This window comes from Celeribacter sp. (assembly GCF_048270365.1).
In the GTDB taxonomy this organism is placed as follows: Bacteria; Pseudomonadota; Alphaproteobacteria; order Rhodobacterales; family Rhodobacteraceae; genus Celeribacter.
This window is the reverse complement of record NZ_JBLWTA010000041.1, coordinates 1-16945: the sequence shown is the minus strand read 5'-3', so window position 1 is coordinate 16945 and position 16945 is coordinate 1. Positions and strand designations below refer to the sequence as shown.

Here is a 16945-nt window from a genome sequence, read left to right as displayed (position 1 = left end):
GCATGAGAGCGGGCTGCACCCGGCACGGGGCGGAATGAAATGGAGCACGCCGGGGGCAGGTTTGTTGTGAGCGATGCACCGCAGCGCTCAAGGCGCAGCCGTCCAGAAACCTGCCCCCGGCGTTGCCGACCGCTCGACCCCGGGCTAGCGATCAGAAAGGCCAACGGGTCGACGGAAAGGCGCGGGGCGGTGACCCTGACGTGAGACGTTGCCCCGGGATGCATGACGTTGATTTGCGACTTCCACCCTCACGGCACAGAGTGAGTTCGGCGCCCTTTCAGCTTCGCCAACGCGACCTAGGCGCGGGTTGTTCGACTGAGAGAAGGGGTGCGCTTGGCTCGCTCAGTGGGCTCACAGTTCTCCCTGCGGACATTCGGTCCCGCCTCGGGTTCGCGCGATCCACGTTGTCACTGAACAGAAGGATCGAAGCCGCGTCAGCGACCTATCCAATCTGAGTATCCGCCTCGGCGTCCGCGTCCGAAATATGTGGCATCCTTCGGACACCGACCGTGCGCCTGCGCTCGACGTTTTTCCCCGGAACGAGAAAAAGCCAGACCGCCGGAGCGGTCTGGCCCTTGGCTTAGGCGGCGTCTTTGGGACCCCAGGGGATGACGGCCTGCAGGGACAGATCGTCCTGATTGGCGGCCTTGCCGAGGTTGGCGTTGAAGCCGTGGTCGCGGATGGTCAGCGTGTAGTAGGCTGCGCCGGTCTCCTTGTTCTGCTTCTTCCAGATGCCGCCGCACTCGACCAGCTTGCCGCGCGGGGAGCGGCCGAGGACGCGGTGCGTGGGGGCCATCGGGTTCGTGCTCGCGACGGGTTCGACCGTGATGTCGAGGTCGAAGGTCAGGGTCGAAGGTCAGGGTCGAGATGGAGCCTGTGCCCTTGGCGGTTTCGATGTCGGCACTGGTGAATTTGATGCAGTTCGTGGTCATTGCTCTTCTCCTTGTTTGCGTTGCAATGATGGTCACAGAGGTGGCCTGAGAAATCTGAACAGTTGAGTTAGGTGGATTTTCCGCTCCTGATCCGGCAGCGTGCCGGGACGAAGGAGCGAACATGGCAAGACGACCAAGACGGAACCACAGCCCTGCATTCAAAGCGAAAGTCGCGTTGGCGGCTTTGTCTAAGGTTTGTGGCTGCTGTCAGCGTGAGCTGCAGCGGCGACAAATCTGACAAGGAGGAAAGCGCGGGCGGATCTCGGAGCTATGGGGATTGAGCGTTACGGCTGCATCGCCTGAGGAGCAGAGCGAACCACAGTGTGACGACAGGCAGCGCAGACAAGCCGGTTACCCCAACAGGACATGGCGGACCAGTGCTCCGTCCTGCCGCTACTGGCCTGGTGCAACGCGGGGTCTGGTGAGGTGGCCGCACTGACTGTTCCGGTGTTTGCACAGGAAAGCGCCGGGTTTTTGCGTCGTATCATGCGGCGTTCTCCCGTGGCGGTGCGCGGGATCTGGGTGTTTGGCCCCGTGTGAAGGTCTCGATGACGATCATGGCGCCGCCGCACTTTGGGCAAGGCTGATGGGCATCAAGACCTGCGGGGTTGTCACTTTCCCCCTCGACTGGCGTTTGGCCGGGTTTTGGTTCTGTATTGAGCAAACGCCTGATCTCCGCGATCCGGTCACGACGGATTCCATTGGCCAGGAACCCTGTGTGGCGGATGCGATGGAAGCCAGATGGCAGGACATGGATCAGGAACCGCCGGATGAACTCGCCCGTGGGCAGGCGCATGACCTTCATCCGGTCGCCGCGCTTGATGCGGTAGTCTTTCCATCGGAACGCAACGGTCTCGGCATCCGCGCTGACGAGGCGGTGGTTTGAGATCGCGACGCGGTGCGTGTATCGGCTCAGATAGGCCAGCACCGCCTCTGGCCCGCCGAAGGGTGGCTTGGCATAAACAACCCAGCTGGCTTTGCGCAGCGGCGCGAGATGGGAGGCGAAGGCATCGGGATCGGCCAGTTCGGCCAGTTCCCCGAAGAAGGCCAGCTTGCCCGTTTGGTGCAGTCTGATCAGCCCTTCGAGGAACAAACGCCGGAACAGCCGGGACAGGACCTTCACCGGCAGGAAGAACCCCGGGCGACAGGCGACCCAGCGGGACCCGTCCGGCGACAGCCCGCCACCAGGCACAATGACATGCACATGCGGGTGGTGCGTCATCGCCGACCCCCAGGTGTGCAAGACCGAGGTCATGCCGATCCGGGCGCCGAGATGCTTCGGATCGGCGGCAATGGTCAAAAGCGTCTGGGCCGACGCATTGAACAGCAGGCCATAGATCTCCGCCTTGTTCTGGTAGGCAATATCCGCGATCTGGGCCGGCAGCGTGAACACCGCATGGAAGTATTCAACCGGCAGAAGGTCTTCCGTGCGCGCCTGCATCCAGTGTTTTGCGGTTGCTCCCTGGCACTTCGGGCAATGCCGATTGCGACACGAGTTGTAGGCGATGTGCTGGTGGTCGCACTTTGTGCAGGCAGCGACATGCCCGCCAAGGGCAACAGTCCGGCAGGCTTCGATGGCGGACATCACCTTGAGCTGCGGCAGGTTCAGATGCCCTGCATGGTCACGACGGTAAGCAGGTCCATGGGCGCGGAAGATATCCGCGACCTCCAGTCTGGGACGAGGCATGAGACCGGGGTCAGCCGGACCCAGCTTCCCGTCGCACCAGCAGATCGAGCGGGCTGGTCACATCCCGGATCGTCTTGGTCGCAACCTTGGTATAGATTGTCGTGGTTTCCAGCTTGGCGTGCCCGAGCAGCACCTGGATCACCCGGATATCCGTCCCACCCTCCAGCAGATGCGTGGCAAAGCTGTGTCGCAGCGTATGGGGCGAGACCCGCTTCTTGATCTCTGCAAAATCACAGGCAACTCCGAAGGCCCGGTTGAACTGCCGCGTCGAGATCGGGTCGACCCGGTTGCGGCCCGGGAATAACCAGCCCGCCGGCCGGGCTTCGCGGTAATAATCGCGCAGCAGCACAAGCAGGCTCGGCGACAGCATCACGTGGCGATCCTTGCGGCCCTTACCCTGGTCGATGCGGATCAGCATCCGGTCGCTGTCGATGTCGCCGATCTTGAGATGTGTGACCTCGCTCGCTCGGAGCCCGCCGCCGTAGGCCACGCTGAAGGCAGCCCGGTATCTCAGCCCCGGTCCAGGTGCCGCTTCGAGAATGCGGGTGACCTCCTCGGCGCTGAGCACAACCGGGATCTTCTTCGCGGCGCGCTGATACCGCATGTGCCGCTTCATCTCCGGACGCGGGCAGGTCGTTGCGTAGAAGAAACTCAGAACCGTCAGCCGGTTGTTGAAGGTCGGTGCGCCGACGCCCTTCTCCTTCATGTCCAGCTGGAACGCGCGCAATTCCTCGGGTGTCGCGCTATCCGGCGAATGCCCCAAAAACCCTGTAAAATCGCGCATCGCCCGCAAATACATCGTCTGGGTTTTTGGCTGCAGCCCCTTGATCCGCATATCTTCAATAAAACGGCGGCGCAGCGGTGGGATATGTTGCTCTGACATTGAAACCTCCTGTCGTCAGATTGAGAAGGCCTCAATCGTCCGACAGGTTGGTCAGTTCGCAAAATCCATGCAGTTCACATCAGCACGCAACACCTACCACAAGCACCAATACCGCGAGAGCGGTTTCGTCCTCGAAGGGCGAGAAGACAATGAGCGAGCTGGCGACGCAGTTCGATGTGCATCCCAACCAGATCAAGCAGTGGAAGGATCAGCTCCTCGATGGCGTGACGGGTGTTTTCGACGACAAGCCGAAGGCATCCAAAGAGCCCGAGATCGACGTCAAATCGCTCCATGCAAAGATTGGCCAGTTGACGCTGGAAAACGATTTTTTGGGAGAAGCGCTCGCCAAAGCCGGCCTGTTGGGGAGCGCAAAGAAATGATCAACCGTGACCACAAGCTGAGCCTCGCGCGTCAGGCCGATCTGCTTGGGATCAGCCGTGGCAGCCTCTACTACGAGACCCGACCGACCAGCGAAGACGATCTCAAACTGATGCGCCGGATCGACGAGTTGCACATGGAATATCCGTTTGCGGGCAGTCGGATGATGAAGGGCCTCTTACGCCAAGAAGGCTTCACGGCAGGACGGTTGCACGTCGCCACCTGCATGAAGCGGATGGGCATCCAGGCCTTATACCGCAAGCCGAACACGTCAAAACCGACACCAGGTCACAAAGTTTATCCCTATCTGCTTCGAGGTCTGGCGGTGACACGGCCCAATCAGGTTTGGGCGATGGACATTACCTACATTCCTATGGCGCGTGGGTTCGTCTATCTCGTCGCCGTTCTGGACTGGTTCAGTCGGAAGGTGTTGGCTTGGCGACTCTCGACAACGCTGGAAACTGGACCATGCATCGAGGCTTTGAAAGAGGCGATGCACCGCCACGGAAAACCAGAGATCATGAACACGGATAGTCATATGATGGTAACCAGTTCACATCAATCGACTTCATCAAGACGCTGAAGGACGCCGACATCCAGATCAGCATGGACGGCAAGGGCGCGTGGCGGGACAACGTCTTCGTCGAACGGCTCTGGCGAACGATCAAATACGAGGAGGTCTATCTGCGCGCCTACGACAGGGTATCGGTCGCCCGAGAGAGCCTGGCCCGATATCTGAAGTTCTACAACAGCAGAAGACCGCATTCATCGCTGGACGGGCAAACACCCGATCAGGCATATCTCAACCCGTCGCGACCAATCCTGGTGGCGGCATAACCGAGCGGGAAATCCACTTACGAAACGGCTCGAAACTGTTCAAACGAACCGAACCACCTCTCACCTTGCAGCTGGCCAAGGCCCGGCCACACCGAAGGCGAAGCGCAGCGGAGAGGGGCAGGCGCCGGTCTTTTTGCCTCGCGAGGAATGGCCCGCAGGGGCAGGGGAAAAAGATCGGCGGCAACCTTTGTGGACGGGACGACAGCTGCGACCAGCATGTCATGCAACTCAGACAAAGGGAGAAGTGCGGTGGCCGCGGTGGGAAATGTGAACTGCACCGAAAGACGCACTAGGGCACATCGGGTTCATTCTCACTCCCAACTAAACCGCGGCAAGTATCCATGATACCTATGAACGAACAAATGGTGGGCCTAGCAGAGCGCCGAGCAAGCGAAGGGAAACAACGAGTCAAAGTGCGGCACTTCGGACAGCCAGGAGGAGGCCAAGCAAACTAATGCACCTAGGCAGACTGGCAGACACCCATGCCGACTAATGGTGACAGTGGTCCCAAAAAACCGTTGCCAACACTTACGAGTTTCGTTTGACGACTGAGCCGATAGCTTTGTTCATGCCTTTCGGGTCATCAACCTGATCGCCGCAGATTGCGGTCCCCATCGGAACGAAAACGTCTCAGAGACGTCGAACCATCCACCGCCATCACCTGCGCCGTGGTTCGCGCCCATGCAGGAACACTGGCAATCGTGTCCGACGGCGTTCCGACAAGCGGGCGCGCACTTCTCCATTTCACGGTAGGGCTGAACGACGTAGAGCCGTCCATATCGTTCCAAGCCGCTGTCAACAAAACGATTGAGCCAACTAACTGGTAGCTTCCAGGCTTTCTCGACGGGAGCCCATTGTACTTCGGGCTTCCGGCGTCCGGTTGCCAGACCGAAAAGCCAGCCCCGATTATCGGGACGATATGGCAACCGCGCTGTGAGCTTATCGCCTGAAATCCCGGAACGGACGATGATTGGAATATTTGCGCTATTCCACTGGTGGCGGATTTCGGGAGGGATGGCGGTAGTGTCCATAAAATTCCCTTTTTTGTTATAGAGTTACTTCAGTCATATATGCAATCATCGGGTTTAAAGAAGTCGTGCAGAAGCCGGTTCACCGATCCGCGTGATTTCAAAGATACTGGCAACGGCGGCTGAAAAATGAAACCTGAAATTTCCGAATTCTCCTACGGGTTCGCCCTTACCAATGAACTCGTCGGTTGGGTTGCGCTATCAGCCGCACCCGTGTTCCCAAGCCTGATCGAGGAAGGCAAAGCAGGGGGCGGCTATGATGTGAAGCTCGACCGGCCAGGTGTTCCCTTGTTTCTGCAATTCAAACGATCCCACTGTATGGTCCGCCGAACGGCGAAGGAACACCAAGCCGTCGTGGCCTTGGGCGGGACACTGAACGTTCCCTACTACCGTTTCCCCATCACCGAAGCGACGACCTCCGATCAGCATGAACTCCTGCTGGCGTTAGATGATGGCTCAAACCTCGTTTTTTACGCGGCACCCCGCTTTCACAGGCGAAACGAGATCAATCAAGCCTGGAGTCGGTCTGATGTCGCCCGGCGCTCGCTCTTCGTGGCTCCACGGATGATTGGCCCATTGGACGATGAGCAACACCATGTCGCCTTCGATGGTGGGAATACATGGCTGTGTTCGGAACCACGCGTTCTCGAAGTGCTAACCAACCGAGGGTTGGAGGACAAGCTGAACGGTTTTTTGAAGGAACACGATCAGCCGCTTGGAGAACGCCTGCCGTCGCTGGTGGCGGAAATGCATGAAGCCGAACGGCGCGGGCGGCTGAAAGCCGAACTGCGTCGCGGCTCAGGTATGCCACAAGATACTTCAATTTCTGACCGGGGGGACATTCCGGTGGTTGAAACCTTGACGCGAAGGTCCATCGTGGAAGGAGAATCTGGCGCAGCAAGCACGCCGGAACCCGAACCTCCGGTGTCGCGTGAGCCCAAGCCTCTCGGAGGCGAAGCAGCCGTACTCCGGCAAGTGGCAGACATCGCCGCGCATGTGTTCGAGGCTCAGTTGATCATCGTCCAGCCACGGTAAAGCAGTATGCAGGCCTGAAACCGCCGTATTCCGCGTGGGCATACCCCACAAAGAAAATTTCCGGGAACGTGAATGTCAGGGGACAACATCCCCGCTATCAGCGCGTCCATATGCAAACGCAATTCCGGCGCCGAATCAAATCAGTCAATCTGGCATGTTCACGACAGTCACCCCTTTGATGGAGTCGCGTGCCAACTCGACCAGATGGGCATGATGCGTGAAGAGGATTGCCTGCCCGTTTGTGCCAATCTCGGCGCAAAGCTGCAGGGCGGCCCGAGCGCGCGTATCGTCGAAGGTTTCCATGATATCGTCCAGGATCATCGGCAGCGGCCCTGGGTCGCGCGCAAAGCTGCGATATCCAGCGAGGCGCAGCGCAAAGTACAACTGGCCCATCGTGCCCGTCGACATCTGTTCAATAGGAACCGTACTGCCATCAGATTGGATACCAACAAGCTTTTCACCTTCCGCCTGGCTCCAGACGTCAACACCAGTCCAAGCGGGGGTGGTCATGGTAACAAAGGCCTCTTCAACATCACGCAACATGCCACTGCGCCGCTCTTCAGCAAGGCGACGCAGCGCCCCGCGTGCCGCCAGAACCCCGAGCCGAGCCACCGCCGCCTGACGGGCACCGCTCCGGAGCTCCTCGAGCAGTGTCGCCTGTTCGGTTGCGAGATCGCTGCGGTCGGCGGCCTCAAAAGCGTCGCGGTACAGACGGGCAGCCTCGCGCTGTGCGTCGCGGGCGGTGTCGCGGGAGTCCTGTACGTCTTTCAGGGCGAGTTCCAGTTCTGCCGCACGCGTGGCGTCCGGCATCCAGTCCAATTCCTCGGCAAAGAGATCGGCGTCTACGCCATCGCGAGCCTTCTGCCGATCGCGGTCCGCCGTTGCCTTATTGGCGCGCAGACGATCCCGTTCAACCAGCTTTGCTACCAGGTCGCGCGGCGAGAGGTCTTGCCCACCCTGCCCTTCGAAACAACCGTTCAGATCGTCGATCGCGGCCTGAAGTTCGGTCTCCGCGCGGCGTTTTGACCTTTCCGTTTCATCCCGTCGCAACACGGCCTCAACTCGTTTTTCGTCAGCCCGCGTGGATCCAACCACGCGCGCACGAGCACGGTCGATGACTTGAACCGGGTCGATACCTGTCTCATCCTGAGGATCATCCACAATTCGAGCCAGACGCTGCGCGCCCTCTGCAAGGGCGGCAATCGCCTGCTCCAGGGCCTCGATCCGAGCGGAGAGCTTTCGATGCTCGCCATAAAGCTGCTGCAGGCTGCGCAGGTGCGGCAGGGCGGCTCGAATCGCCTCAAGCGAGCGATCCGGCAATGGCAGTGCCGCGGTCAACTGGTCAAGATTCACCTGCGCCGTTTCGCAGTCGGTTTGGCATTCCGCCGACTTGCTATCCAGCTTGGCTATGTTCTTCTCGCCCTCCTGCCATTTGGCCCAAGCCTTGCGATCACTATCCTCCAACGTCAATGCGCGTTGCACCTGCGCGGGCAGATCACCATTCGCTGGGTCAAGTCCAAGGGGCCGCGCAGCATCAATCAGCGCATCGCGGGCCACCTCCTGATGGGCAAGACGGGCTTTCAACGCTTCTTTCGCATTGGAAAGCTCGGCTGCCGCTTCAGCCGCTGCGGTCAGTGCCTGCTGACGCGCGCTGAAGGCTGAGGGGGTCGCATCTTCCCCCAATCCCAATGCAAGCGCCAACCTGGAACAGCGCTCCGACAGGCGGTCACGGAGAGTGACCAAGTCGTCGTGACGCGTCTTTGCGGCCCCATACCTTGCGTCGGCGGTCCGCACCTGACCTTGCGCCGCGAGCAGACGCTGCCGGGCCTCTGCGCCGATCAAGTAATGCGCGCGGGTGCCATCATCAGCATACATTGCTTTCTCGAATTGATCCGCGGTGTCGGTGGTCAGATCGTCCCGGTGCTGCCGCCAAACCATGTCACGCCGACGCCGGGTCTCTTCGGTCACGACAATGTCAACGGCGTCAGGCGCGGCCTCTTGCGCACAAAGATGGGCCCGCGCCTCGGCCAGGTCTGCTGCGCGGGCGTCGAGGTCATTGCGCGCCGACGCAAGGTCGGCGGTCAGGGCCATCCAGTTCCGACCGACTTCGTCGAGCGTTTCGCGCGCCGGCAGGCCCTCAGCGATCAGTTCTTTCCAGGACGCCGGCAGACCAGCAGTGACCTTGGTCAGACGCGCCAAAGCTTGGCTTTGGTCAGTCTCCAACGCCGTAAGATCCGCGACCGCCTTCCAACCTTCGAAGGCGGCCCGAAGCGCTGTCATGTCCTGCGGTTCAGCGGGTGCTCCGCCCTGTTGGGCGCGGGCTGCTTCGGCGGCCTCCCGTGCGGCGTCGGTTGAAAGACTGGCGGTCAAGCAATTCTGGACTGCAGTTGCAAGATCCTCAAGAACGCCTGCCTCCAGGGCAATTGTGGATGCCGGCGCATCTGGCACCTGGAGGAGCCGCAAAACGGCGTCTATTTGGCGACTGAGTTTTTCCTGATCTTCGCTGCGCCGGGCAAGATCGGCCTGCGCAGTGCTGGCCCGCCCCATCAGCGGCGCTCCGTCGATAGTCAATTGATCGAGACGTTCCAACTCTGCCGTCAACGTCTGGGCTAGCTTGTCGACTGGGTTGTCTGCGACGACCTGATCTTGTTTGGCGAACTCTTCTTCCGCCTCCGCGATCCGGATCGTCTGCGCGGCGATTTTTTCGACAAGGCCCGCCACGCGCTCTGCCGCACCGGGATGGAGGTCGGGGCCGTCGGGGAAATCGACCAAGGCCTCCGTAAGCTGCCCTATTTCCTCAGTTCGATCATACCAGACCTCCGCAGCTTTTGACGCGGCCTGTCTTTGATGGGTTTGCCGCAGCTCGGCATCAACCCCCTCAAACTCGGCTGCTGCCCGATCATGATCATGACGCAGGGTGCGCTCTCGCTCTGTCGTCAGGCGATCAGCCCGCAGTTCGCGGCCAATCTCTTTCAGGCGATCGCTGCCGGTTTTCAGAATGTTGCCCCGGCCTCGTTTCTTATGAAATTTGTCGGCTCGCTCCGCCAAGGCGTCTAGCGTTTGCGCCATTCCCGTCAGGCCAGAAAGACCCGCATGCAGAAGTTGCCCAAGGTCTCCCTGCGCCCCGGCGATCCGTTCGCCACCCTCGCGCAAGCCCTTCTCGTTGAGCGAAAACCGTTCCTCATAAGTCTCTCGCGATAGGCCGTGCAAAGCACCCGACAGGATCGCCTCGTTTATTGGGCGGTCCTGCGCGTCCAACAGTGATTGCGTCCTCTTGCTGTTACGGTGCAAAGCCATGGTCCCGCGCCCAGGCAAGTCAAGTTCTGCCCCCACCAAAAGATCACTTCGCTCAAACTTGAAGGCATAAGGATGTGCCCCGCCTTTAAACCCGAAAAGCAATTCCAGAAAGGCGTGATAGGCCGTGGACTTGCCCGCCTCGTTTGGACCAAAAATCACCGTCACATCGGGGACGCCTTCAACAGGCCTTGGAAATACAATCTCGGCGTCTTTGAAACGGCCATAGCGGATCAGGTCTAACCGGTTCAGCCTCATCGCAAAGCCCCCGCGTGCAACGTCAGAGAAACTTCCGCTATCGCTTCCTCCAGTAGTGCATCCAGCCCGCTCTCATCCAGCTCGTCCATGATTTCTGATGGCAGGGCGAGGCGTAGTTCTTCGAGCTGTTGCAGAGCGGCCTGCCGAAAGCCGTCTTCGGTCAGTTCGTCTTGCATGAGGCGAACGAGATCGTCAGTCTCGGCTCCCGGTTTGCGGGGCGGCGGAGCAGATTTGACCTTGTCGAGGAATACACCGTCGATGCTATCCAGCACTTCGGCCGCTAGTTCCGTCACCAGTTCTTTCCCGTGGCGATCCGAGGTGACGTGCAGGCGCACCGCCATATCGCGTCCCAGCACTTGCGCGGACATCAATGTGTCGCGCAAGCTGCGCAAGACCTCCTGTTGGTCAGCACAGGTGCTCAAATCCAGCGCACATTCGGAAAAGCCAAGGTGACCAATGGCGCGACGTTCGAATTCCGGCGTGCCATCGCCCACCGAAACAATGGTCACGGTGCCACCGTTGCGCTCACCAAAATGGCGTGGCTGCGGGATACCGGGCATGACCGCCAGTACCGGTCCGTCGACACGCTCGAAGGGTGCGTGTATATGCCCGAGGCACCAGAGATCGTACCCATACGCCATCAGGTCCCGTTCGGCGCAGGGTGCATAGGGATCATGACCCTGAGCACCGTCAAGCGAGGTATGCATCAGCCCGACGTTGCGCTTACCCGGCACCGGTCGCGGATAATCGGGAAGAAAGCTCTTTGCCACATGTGCCGCATCAAAGGAGAGGCCATGGAAAGCCGTGCCACCGATCTCGACCGTCGGTGTACCCTTATGCAGAACATGGACATTCGGCCCCAAATCTCCATGCGCCTTGTGATCTAACAGCGCATCGTGGTTACCCCTGATCAGCACCGTGGGCACACCAGCTTCGGAAGCACGCGCCAACTGGGAAATCAGGAAGGCCCGGGCTTTCAGATCCGGGTAACCATTGTCAAAGATGTCGCCCGCCAGCACCAAAGCATCGACCTGCTCCGAAATCGCCAGGTCGATGATCTCGGCAAAGGTGTCGCGGCTGGCCTGTTTCAGCCGGTCACCAAGGTCTGGGTTCCGTAGCGCCACGGATCGGATGGGTGATCCAAGATGAATGTCAGCTGAAACGAGGAGGCGCATCATATCCCGTCCGTTTTCATGAGAAAGTAAAGCTTTGAAAATGTGTCCATTTAACCACCGCCATCCAGGAGTCTGGTGACAAAACGGCTAGGCATCAACACAGGCCCTTGTTTCGGCAAAAAGCGACTTCAAATGATGTCCCGACATATCCAAAATTGGTTCAAACATGAACGAATTTAGATGAATATTCTCGGGCGTCATTAGAGCTACGCGCTTGATTGTGCGCAACACCCCCGCATCACAGCCCCCCAGTTTTTCATACTTCCGAATCAGTTTCCCAGTTTGGTTATTTCCGATGTTCGCCACATACACAGGATCATTTATCTTACTGATCAACAATTCTTCGGCCAACAGCCGGATTCCGATTGAAAGAGCAATCTTCTGCTCTAGTGAAAGATTGTCATCTTCGACCTCGCAAATTTCAATACAAGCGGTCATCAAAAGATCAAACACCGCTCCTTTCAGACTGTTGAAGTTGGCGAAACTTCCTTCCGCAAGCACAGATTGGTACATGCCGAACAGCTCACCAACGGACACAGTCTTTGTTCGATCTTTGACGTGGAGCAAGGCTGTGAGTTGTCCGAACACCACTTCGTTACCCACATACTCGGCAAGATTTCGAACGAATGGTATTGATGCTACCAAAACGACGGGGTCGGTCAGATTCTTCTTCCACCCCGAAAATGGGTTATCGCTTAGGCTATCCGGAATAAGTTGAAGCGCGCCATTCAGACGATTACTCAAAAGTTTGTTCTCACCATAGACACCAAGACGACCACGAACCGTGCGGTAGAAATCGTAATTGTGAGTCAAGATAATAAGGTGGAAGTCTTCGTTTGCGCGCATGTCGCTGAGATATTCGACAATAGCGTATTTGTTCTTGTAGTCGAACGAGTCTGCTATATCGTCTAGAACCACGAGTGTCTCTATCCCCGCTTTTCTGCGGGCTTCAACTTCAAATATGATGTTCAGAATGTATAGAGCACGCTTTTCACCATTGCTTAGACCTCTATCCAGAATGGCCCTATCCATTTTACGTGCAGCGCCTCCTCCCCGATCATCGACATAAAATGCAATCTGTGGCGCGGAAACATTGAGCACTGCATCACCTTTATTTTCCACCTGAACCTTGAATGGCACGGAGAAACGATCGTTGAACAACGCGATCACGGCCTCCCATTGTGTCTGTTCCTTCTCAGCTTCTGCAATGATTGCCCTAATCTTCTCTTTGCTTGAGTCATACTCTTCGATCAGTTCGAAATACTCATGGCCATTCTCAATTAGGTACGAAATCCAGACTTTTTGCTTCAAAGCATCAATATCCGAAAGCTCTGCGACAACGAACGGGTTTTCGATCAGATAGTCACGGAAGCTTCTCAACTCGGCCGTCGTAAGTGTGCCGTCCACCTTTTGGAACATTTCTGCCAGTTTCGGATCTTTAAGTATTCTATCCTTTTCACCCTCTATTGCCGAGATCAGGTCCCCGTCAGTCTTTATCTCGCTTCGCTCACCATCATGATTGAGATTTACTGAGTGGCCACCATCAAACCATCCATTTGCCTTCAGATTTTTTGCAATCGTTTCGGCATTACTGTGATTGAAGACGCCCTTCTTAAAATACGAGGATTGATCTAATATTTGCTCATAAATCTTGGTGTAGTCGTCGATCAACGCCTTGACATCTGCATTTTGAAGCAGGTCTATCACCTTGTCACTGAACAAGACCTTGTATTTGAGGACTGAGAATGCAGAATGTGCACCTTCTCGAACTTCCCGCTCGAGTCTCGCAAGCGCGACCAACACATCTTCTTTCTTAACTTTGAACGCGTCGGCAATTGAGAGGTCAATATCTTTCGTAAGTCCAGACGACTTCCGAAGGTTTTTTAAAAGACCGTCTTTCTTTTCTGCGATTGATCCAAAAATTTGATCATATCGAGATTTTAGGTCTTCGCTTGCAAGCAATGTTGAAATTCTAGCCGATTGATATTTCTCATCAATGGGATCAATTACAAATATAGATTGGCGATCAAGCGCAGCACCTGTTTCATCGAAAATCCTGAATGTGCTTTCTCGTTCAGGAAAAAATATATCTTCCGGCTCCTTATTATTTGCGTATTGCTTCAGAGTTTTAGCAAGTGAAGTCTTCATTACACCGTTTGGCGCATACACGAGGACGGGCATGTTGTTATTTGAGAAATCAAACGTGTGAGCTAACGCATCAATACCATAACAATTAGTAAAATTGACTGATACCTTTACTGTCATTTTTTTGACACCCTTCATCCTAAAGACTAAGTCTGGCCGACGCGGCCCATTCCATTCCGCAAGAGTTAACGACGACATGACTTAAGCCTTGCGGCCGCAACGCGGCATTTCTAACTGCTTAAGCAGTTTAGAAGCCAAGTCTGATAGCAAGTTAGGAGCGAGTCTAGACGAAGCTGCATCCAGAGCTAGCAAATCAGGCGACAGGTATGGGTGAAATTTTTCCAAAACCAAGTTTCCTGCACCGGCGAAGATGTCGACGGACTCGCCTGCAGCTATTCTCTCAATCACTGTTTGCAGGTCAGGTGCTTCGTCCCCGTTCTCCACCAGCAGAAACCCGTCGTGCTGCTCGACTGAAAACCCTTCACTTCTGAGTGCGAGCGCGAGAGTCGACGTCTTCACCGTTCCGACCCGGGTTGCGATGATCGATGTGTGCTCGCCGAGAGAGTGGATATTCTCGTTCCGAAATCCTAGCAGTTGATACTGAGCACGCGCTTCCTCCAGCATCGTCAAGGAAACAGAGTCCATATAGGCCGGACTGGCATTCCCCTCGAGCACACTGAACATTCGGTCGATCACCTTGTCATGAATGTCGCCTGCGTCGCCGCCGAAGACGGGAGGCACACCGGCCTTCGCGGGTTGGACGATGATGACCTTTTCACGATCATGGATTTCTTGAACAACCCAACGCCGCCCAGAAAAAATCAGCAGCATCCCGGGAGCAAGAACATTGTCGATTGGCAGAGTTCCAAGATCCCGCCCCTCTGCAACCAAACGGAATTCTTCAGGTGTCTGGAACACCGCATAGAAGCTATAATGCTCAACCAGCTTCTCGCCTGTCGGCCCCAAAAGTAACAGCCCGCTGCCGGCCTGTTCGATCAAGCCGGTTTCTGGATGGCCGATAGCACGCAACACATCTGCGAAGACTTCGGTTGTGACCTTCCGAAAGGGGCCTTCGCGGCAGAGCACGTTGTAGACTGCGCTTGCAGACGCACCGCCGCGCTGCGCAATGACCGACAGAATCTGATGGACGAGCGTCGAGAGATGAAGCGCCTGCGGTTTTGGCGGTTCGCACCAGCCTTCCAACAACAGATCTATCATCGCGATGGACCTGATCAGGCCGAGGCGAAGACGATCCACGAAACTGCTCTCTGGCGTCAACTTGGCTTCGACAGCGTACTGCCTGAGAATGGCCGGTTGTCCTTCACGCCGGCCTGACCGGCCAAGCCGTTGTCGTAACGCCGCGACGCTGAACGGCGCGCCGATTTGAGCCACGCAGGTCACGTCACCGATGTCGATTCCAAGCTCGAGCGTCGACGTGCAAACGGCGGTTGTCGGCTTTGCGGCGTCTTTTAAGCGGCGCTCCACAAAATCGCGATGCTCGCGGGAGAGGCTCGCGTGGTGGGGATAGAATTCCTGTGGCAGGTGTTCCCGTTCGCAAAGCTCCCGCAACCGATCTGCGTAGATCTCGACCCGTTGGCGAGCTCCGGCGAAGACCAGGTTGTCGCTGCCTCGAAGATGCTTGAACAGATGAGCTGCGATGGCGTCCGTTGCGGATGGGCTGTTTTCATCTTCATCGCCTGAGAGGTAACCGCGAAGCTGAAGCCTCAATTCAGCCTCGCCGCCATCTGCTTCGATCAGCTGGACAGAGCTTGCTGCGTCAGGGCGAAGATAGGCCCTGGCGAGGTCCATGTCGCCCAATGTCGCTGACAGACCTATCCGACGGATTGGGCGCTTAATCGCAAGCTCGAGCCGTGTGAGCAATGAACGCAGCTGGACACCGCGTTCGCTATCCAGAACCGTGTGCAATTCGTCGATCACGACCGCCCGCGTGGCCCCAAACAGCCGGGCAATTTCCAAACCGCGACGAATGAAAAGCGCCTCAAGGGACTCTGGGGTTATCAGCAGGATCCCTTTTGGAGATTTCAACGCACGCGTCTTGATCGACTGTGAAACATCCCCATGCCAGGAAACAACCGGAAGCTGTGTTTCCTGGCAGATGCCCTCCAGCCGCATGGCCTGGTCCGTGATCAACGCTTTCAGCGGGCCGATGTAGAGCAGGTCGAAACCGGTGCCGCCCGACGGCTCGTCAAGCACCTGTGAAATCAACGGCAGGAACGCCGCCTCGGTCTTTCCGCCCGCCGTGGAGGCCGCAACGATTAAATCGGCATTGGTTTCGCAGATCGTCCGGATGGATCGCGCCTGGATGTCGCGAAGTTCGCGCCATCCTTTCTGGCGTATCCATTTCTGCACAGGCCTCGCCAGTTTGTCGAACGCACTGCTCATCGGCGTCAGAGCTTGAAGCTGATCAGGTCATCGTCACCGGGGTCTTGGGTGCCAGTCGCCTCGTCTACCTCGGTCATGTCTTCGCCGAGGTCTTCGGACACCTCGATCTTTTCGATCAGATCGCTCCACTCGACACCGGGGTTTTGCTCAAGCACGGAAAGCAGGTTCACGAATGCCGTCACCGTATTGCGCGGGGTGCGGAAGTAAGCTTCACCGATCCGGTCCGAGCAATGCGCCATAAAGGCTTCGAGCGCGTCGTCCGGCAGAGCACCGGCATCGTCCTGCATGATCCGCCGGACATTGGCCAGAAGAACGAAGAGATCTTCAGGGGTCAGGCTGGCCAGCCGGACAACGGGTCCTGAAAGGTCGACCAATCCGTCTCGCGCGAAGGTGTTCTCGGCCAAACGCGATTGAAGGGCTTCGTAGCTGTAGAGCCCTCGACGGGTGTTCATCAGAAACTCCGGGGTCCCGCCCATCAGAAATCCGAGGTTCTCGGCACTGCCCTGCAGCACATCATTCAGGATCCGTAGGATCTGTTCGTAGTTTGCATTGCGGGCCTGCGACGATGTGAGCTTGTAGAGGTTCACCATCTCGTCGAGGCCGACGAGCAGGCCTTTGTAACCGGCTTCACACACGAATGCCGACATCAGCTTCAGATGGTCGTAGACACTGGCATCGTCGATGATCGTTCGCACGCCAAGCGCCTTGCGCGCGTCGGTACGTGTCGCGAATTCACCGCGCAGCCATCTCAGGGCTGCGGATTTCAGCTCGTCGTCGCCTGTTTCATGGCCTTCCCAATATCGACGGATGACTTCGGCGAACTCAAACCCTCCGGTGAGTTCTTCGAAGTGGCCAAGGCGTTCACGAATGACGATCCCCGTGGGCAAATC

At 57.5% G+C, this 16945-nt stretch carries 9 protein-coding genes and 1 pseudogene; 2 read left to right on the top strand and 8 right to left on the bottom strand.

Annotation, left to right across the window (positions count from 1 at the left end; all coding sequences use genetic code 11):
• Positions 1–580 precede the first annotated feature (580 nt).
• From ACN0X0_RS21560 to ACN0X0_RS21550, 3 genes are all read right to left on the bottom strand, one after another.
• A complete protein-coding gene (locus ACN0X0_RS21560) occupies positions 581–796 on the bottom strand; it encodes a DUF736 family protein (RefSeq protein WP_417280913.1) in 216 nt (71 codons plus the stop codon).
• A gap of 620 nt (positions 797–1416) precedes the next feature.
• Positions 1417–2619 (bottom strand): IS91 family transposase, encoded by a 1203-nt coding sequence (locus ACN0X0_RS21555; protein WP_288961040.1) that lies wholly within the window; start codon positions 2617–2619, stop codon positions 1417–1419.
• A 10-nt stretch (positions 2620–2629) separates the two neighbouring features.
• Complete coding sequence (locus ACN0X0_RS21550; RefSeq protein ID WP_288961039.1) at positions 2630–3502, bottom strand: tyrosine-type recombinase/integrase; 873 nt, start codon at positions 3500–3502, stop codon at positions 2630–2632.
• A gap of 119 nt (positions 3503–3621) precedes the next feature.
• On the opposite strand from ACN0X0_RS21550, the pseudogene ACN0X0_RS21545 reads away from it, so the two are divergent.
• Both ACN0X0_RS21545 and ACN0X0_RS21540 read left to right on the top strand, forming a co-directional pair.
• A pseudogene (locus tag ACN0X0_RS21545) lies at positions 3622–4717 on the top strand (IS3 family transposase); the annotation flags it as partial.
• Between the two features lie 1157 nt (positions 4718–5874).
• Positions 5875–6780: a hypothetical protein gene (locus ACN0X0_RS21540; RefSeq protein WP_417280912.1), complete on the top strand. Its 906-nt coding sequence runs from the start codon at positions 5875–5877 to the stop codon at positions 6778–6780.
• A gap of 144 nt (positions 6781–6924) precedes the next feature.
• Here the strand turns inward: ACN0X0_RS21540 and ACN0X0_RS21535 are convergent, their stop codons facing one another.
• The 5 genes from ACN0X0_RS21535 to ACN0X0_RS21515 form a co-directional block, all read right to left on the bottom strand.
• The gene (locus ACN0X0_RS21535; protein WP_417280911.1) at positions 6925–10332 is read right to left on the bottom strand and encodes an AAA family ATPase; all 3408 of its coding nucleotides are present in this window, start codon (positions 10330–10332) and stop codon (positions 6925–6927) included.
• On the bottom strand, positions 10329–11510 hold the full coding sequence (locus ACN0X0_RS21530; protein WP_417280910.1) for a metallophosphoesterase family protein: 1182 nt from the start codon (positions 11508–11510) through the stop codon (positions 10329–10331). Before ACN0X0_RS21530 ends, ACN0X0_RS21535 begins: the two co-directional genes overlap by 4 nt.
• 84 nt (positions 11511–11594) lie before the next feature.
• Positions 11595–13772 (bottom strand): hypothetical protein, encoded by a 2178-nt coding sequence (locus ACN0X0_RS21525; RefSeq protein ID WP_417280909.1) that lies wholly within the window; start codon positions 13770–13772, stop codon positions 11595–11597.
• A gap of 81 nt (positions 13773–13853) precedes the next feature.
• The gene (locus ACN0X0_RS21520; protein ID WP_417280908.1) at positions 13854–16055 is read right to left on the bottom strand and encodes a DEAD/DEAH box helicase; all 2202 of its coding nucleotides are present in this window, start codon (positions 16053–16055) and stop codon (positions 13854–13856) included.
• Between the two features lie 5 nt (positions 16056–16060).
• A partial coding sequence (locus ACN0X0_RS21515; RefSeq protein ID WP_417280907.1) for a BREX system ATP-binding domain-containing protein occupies positions 16061–16945 on the bottom strand: 885 nt, incomplete at its 5' end.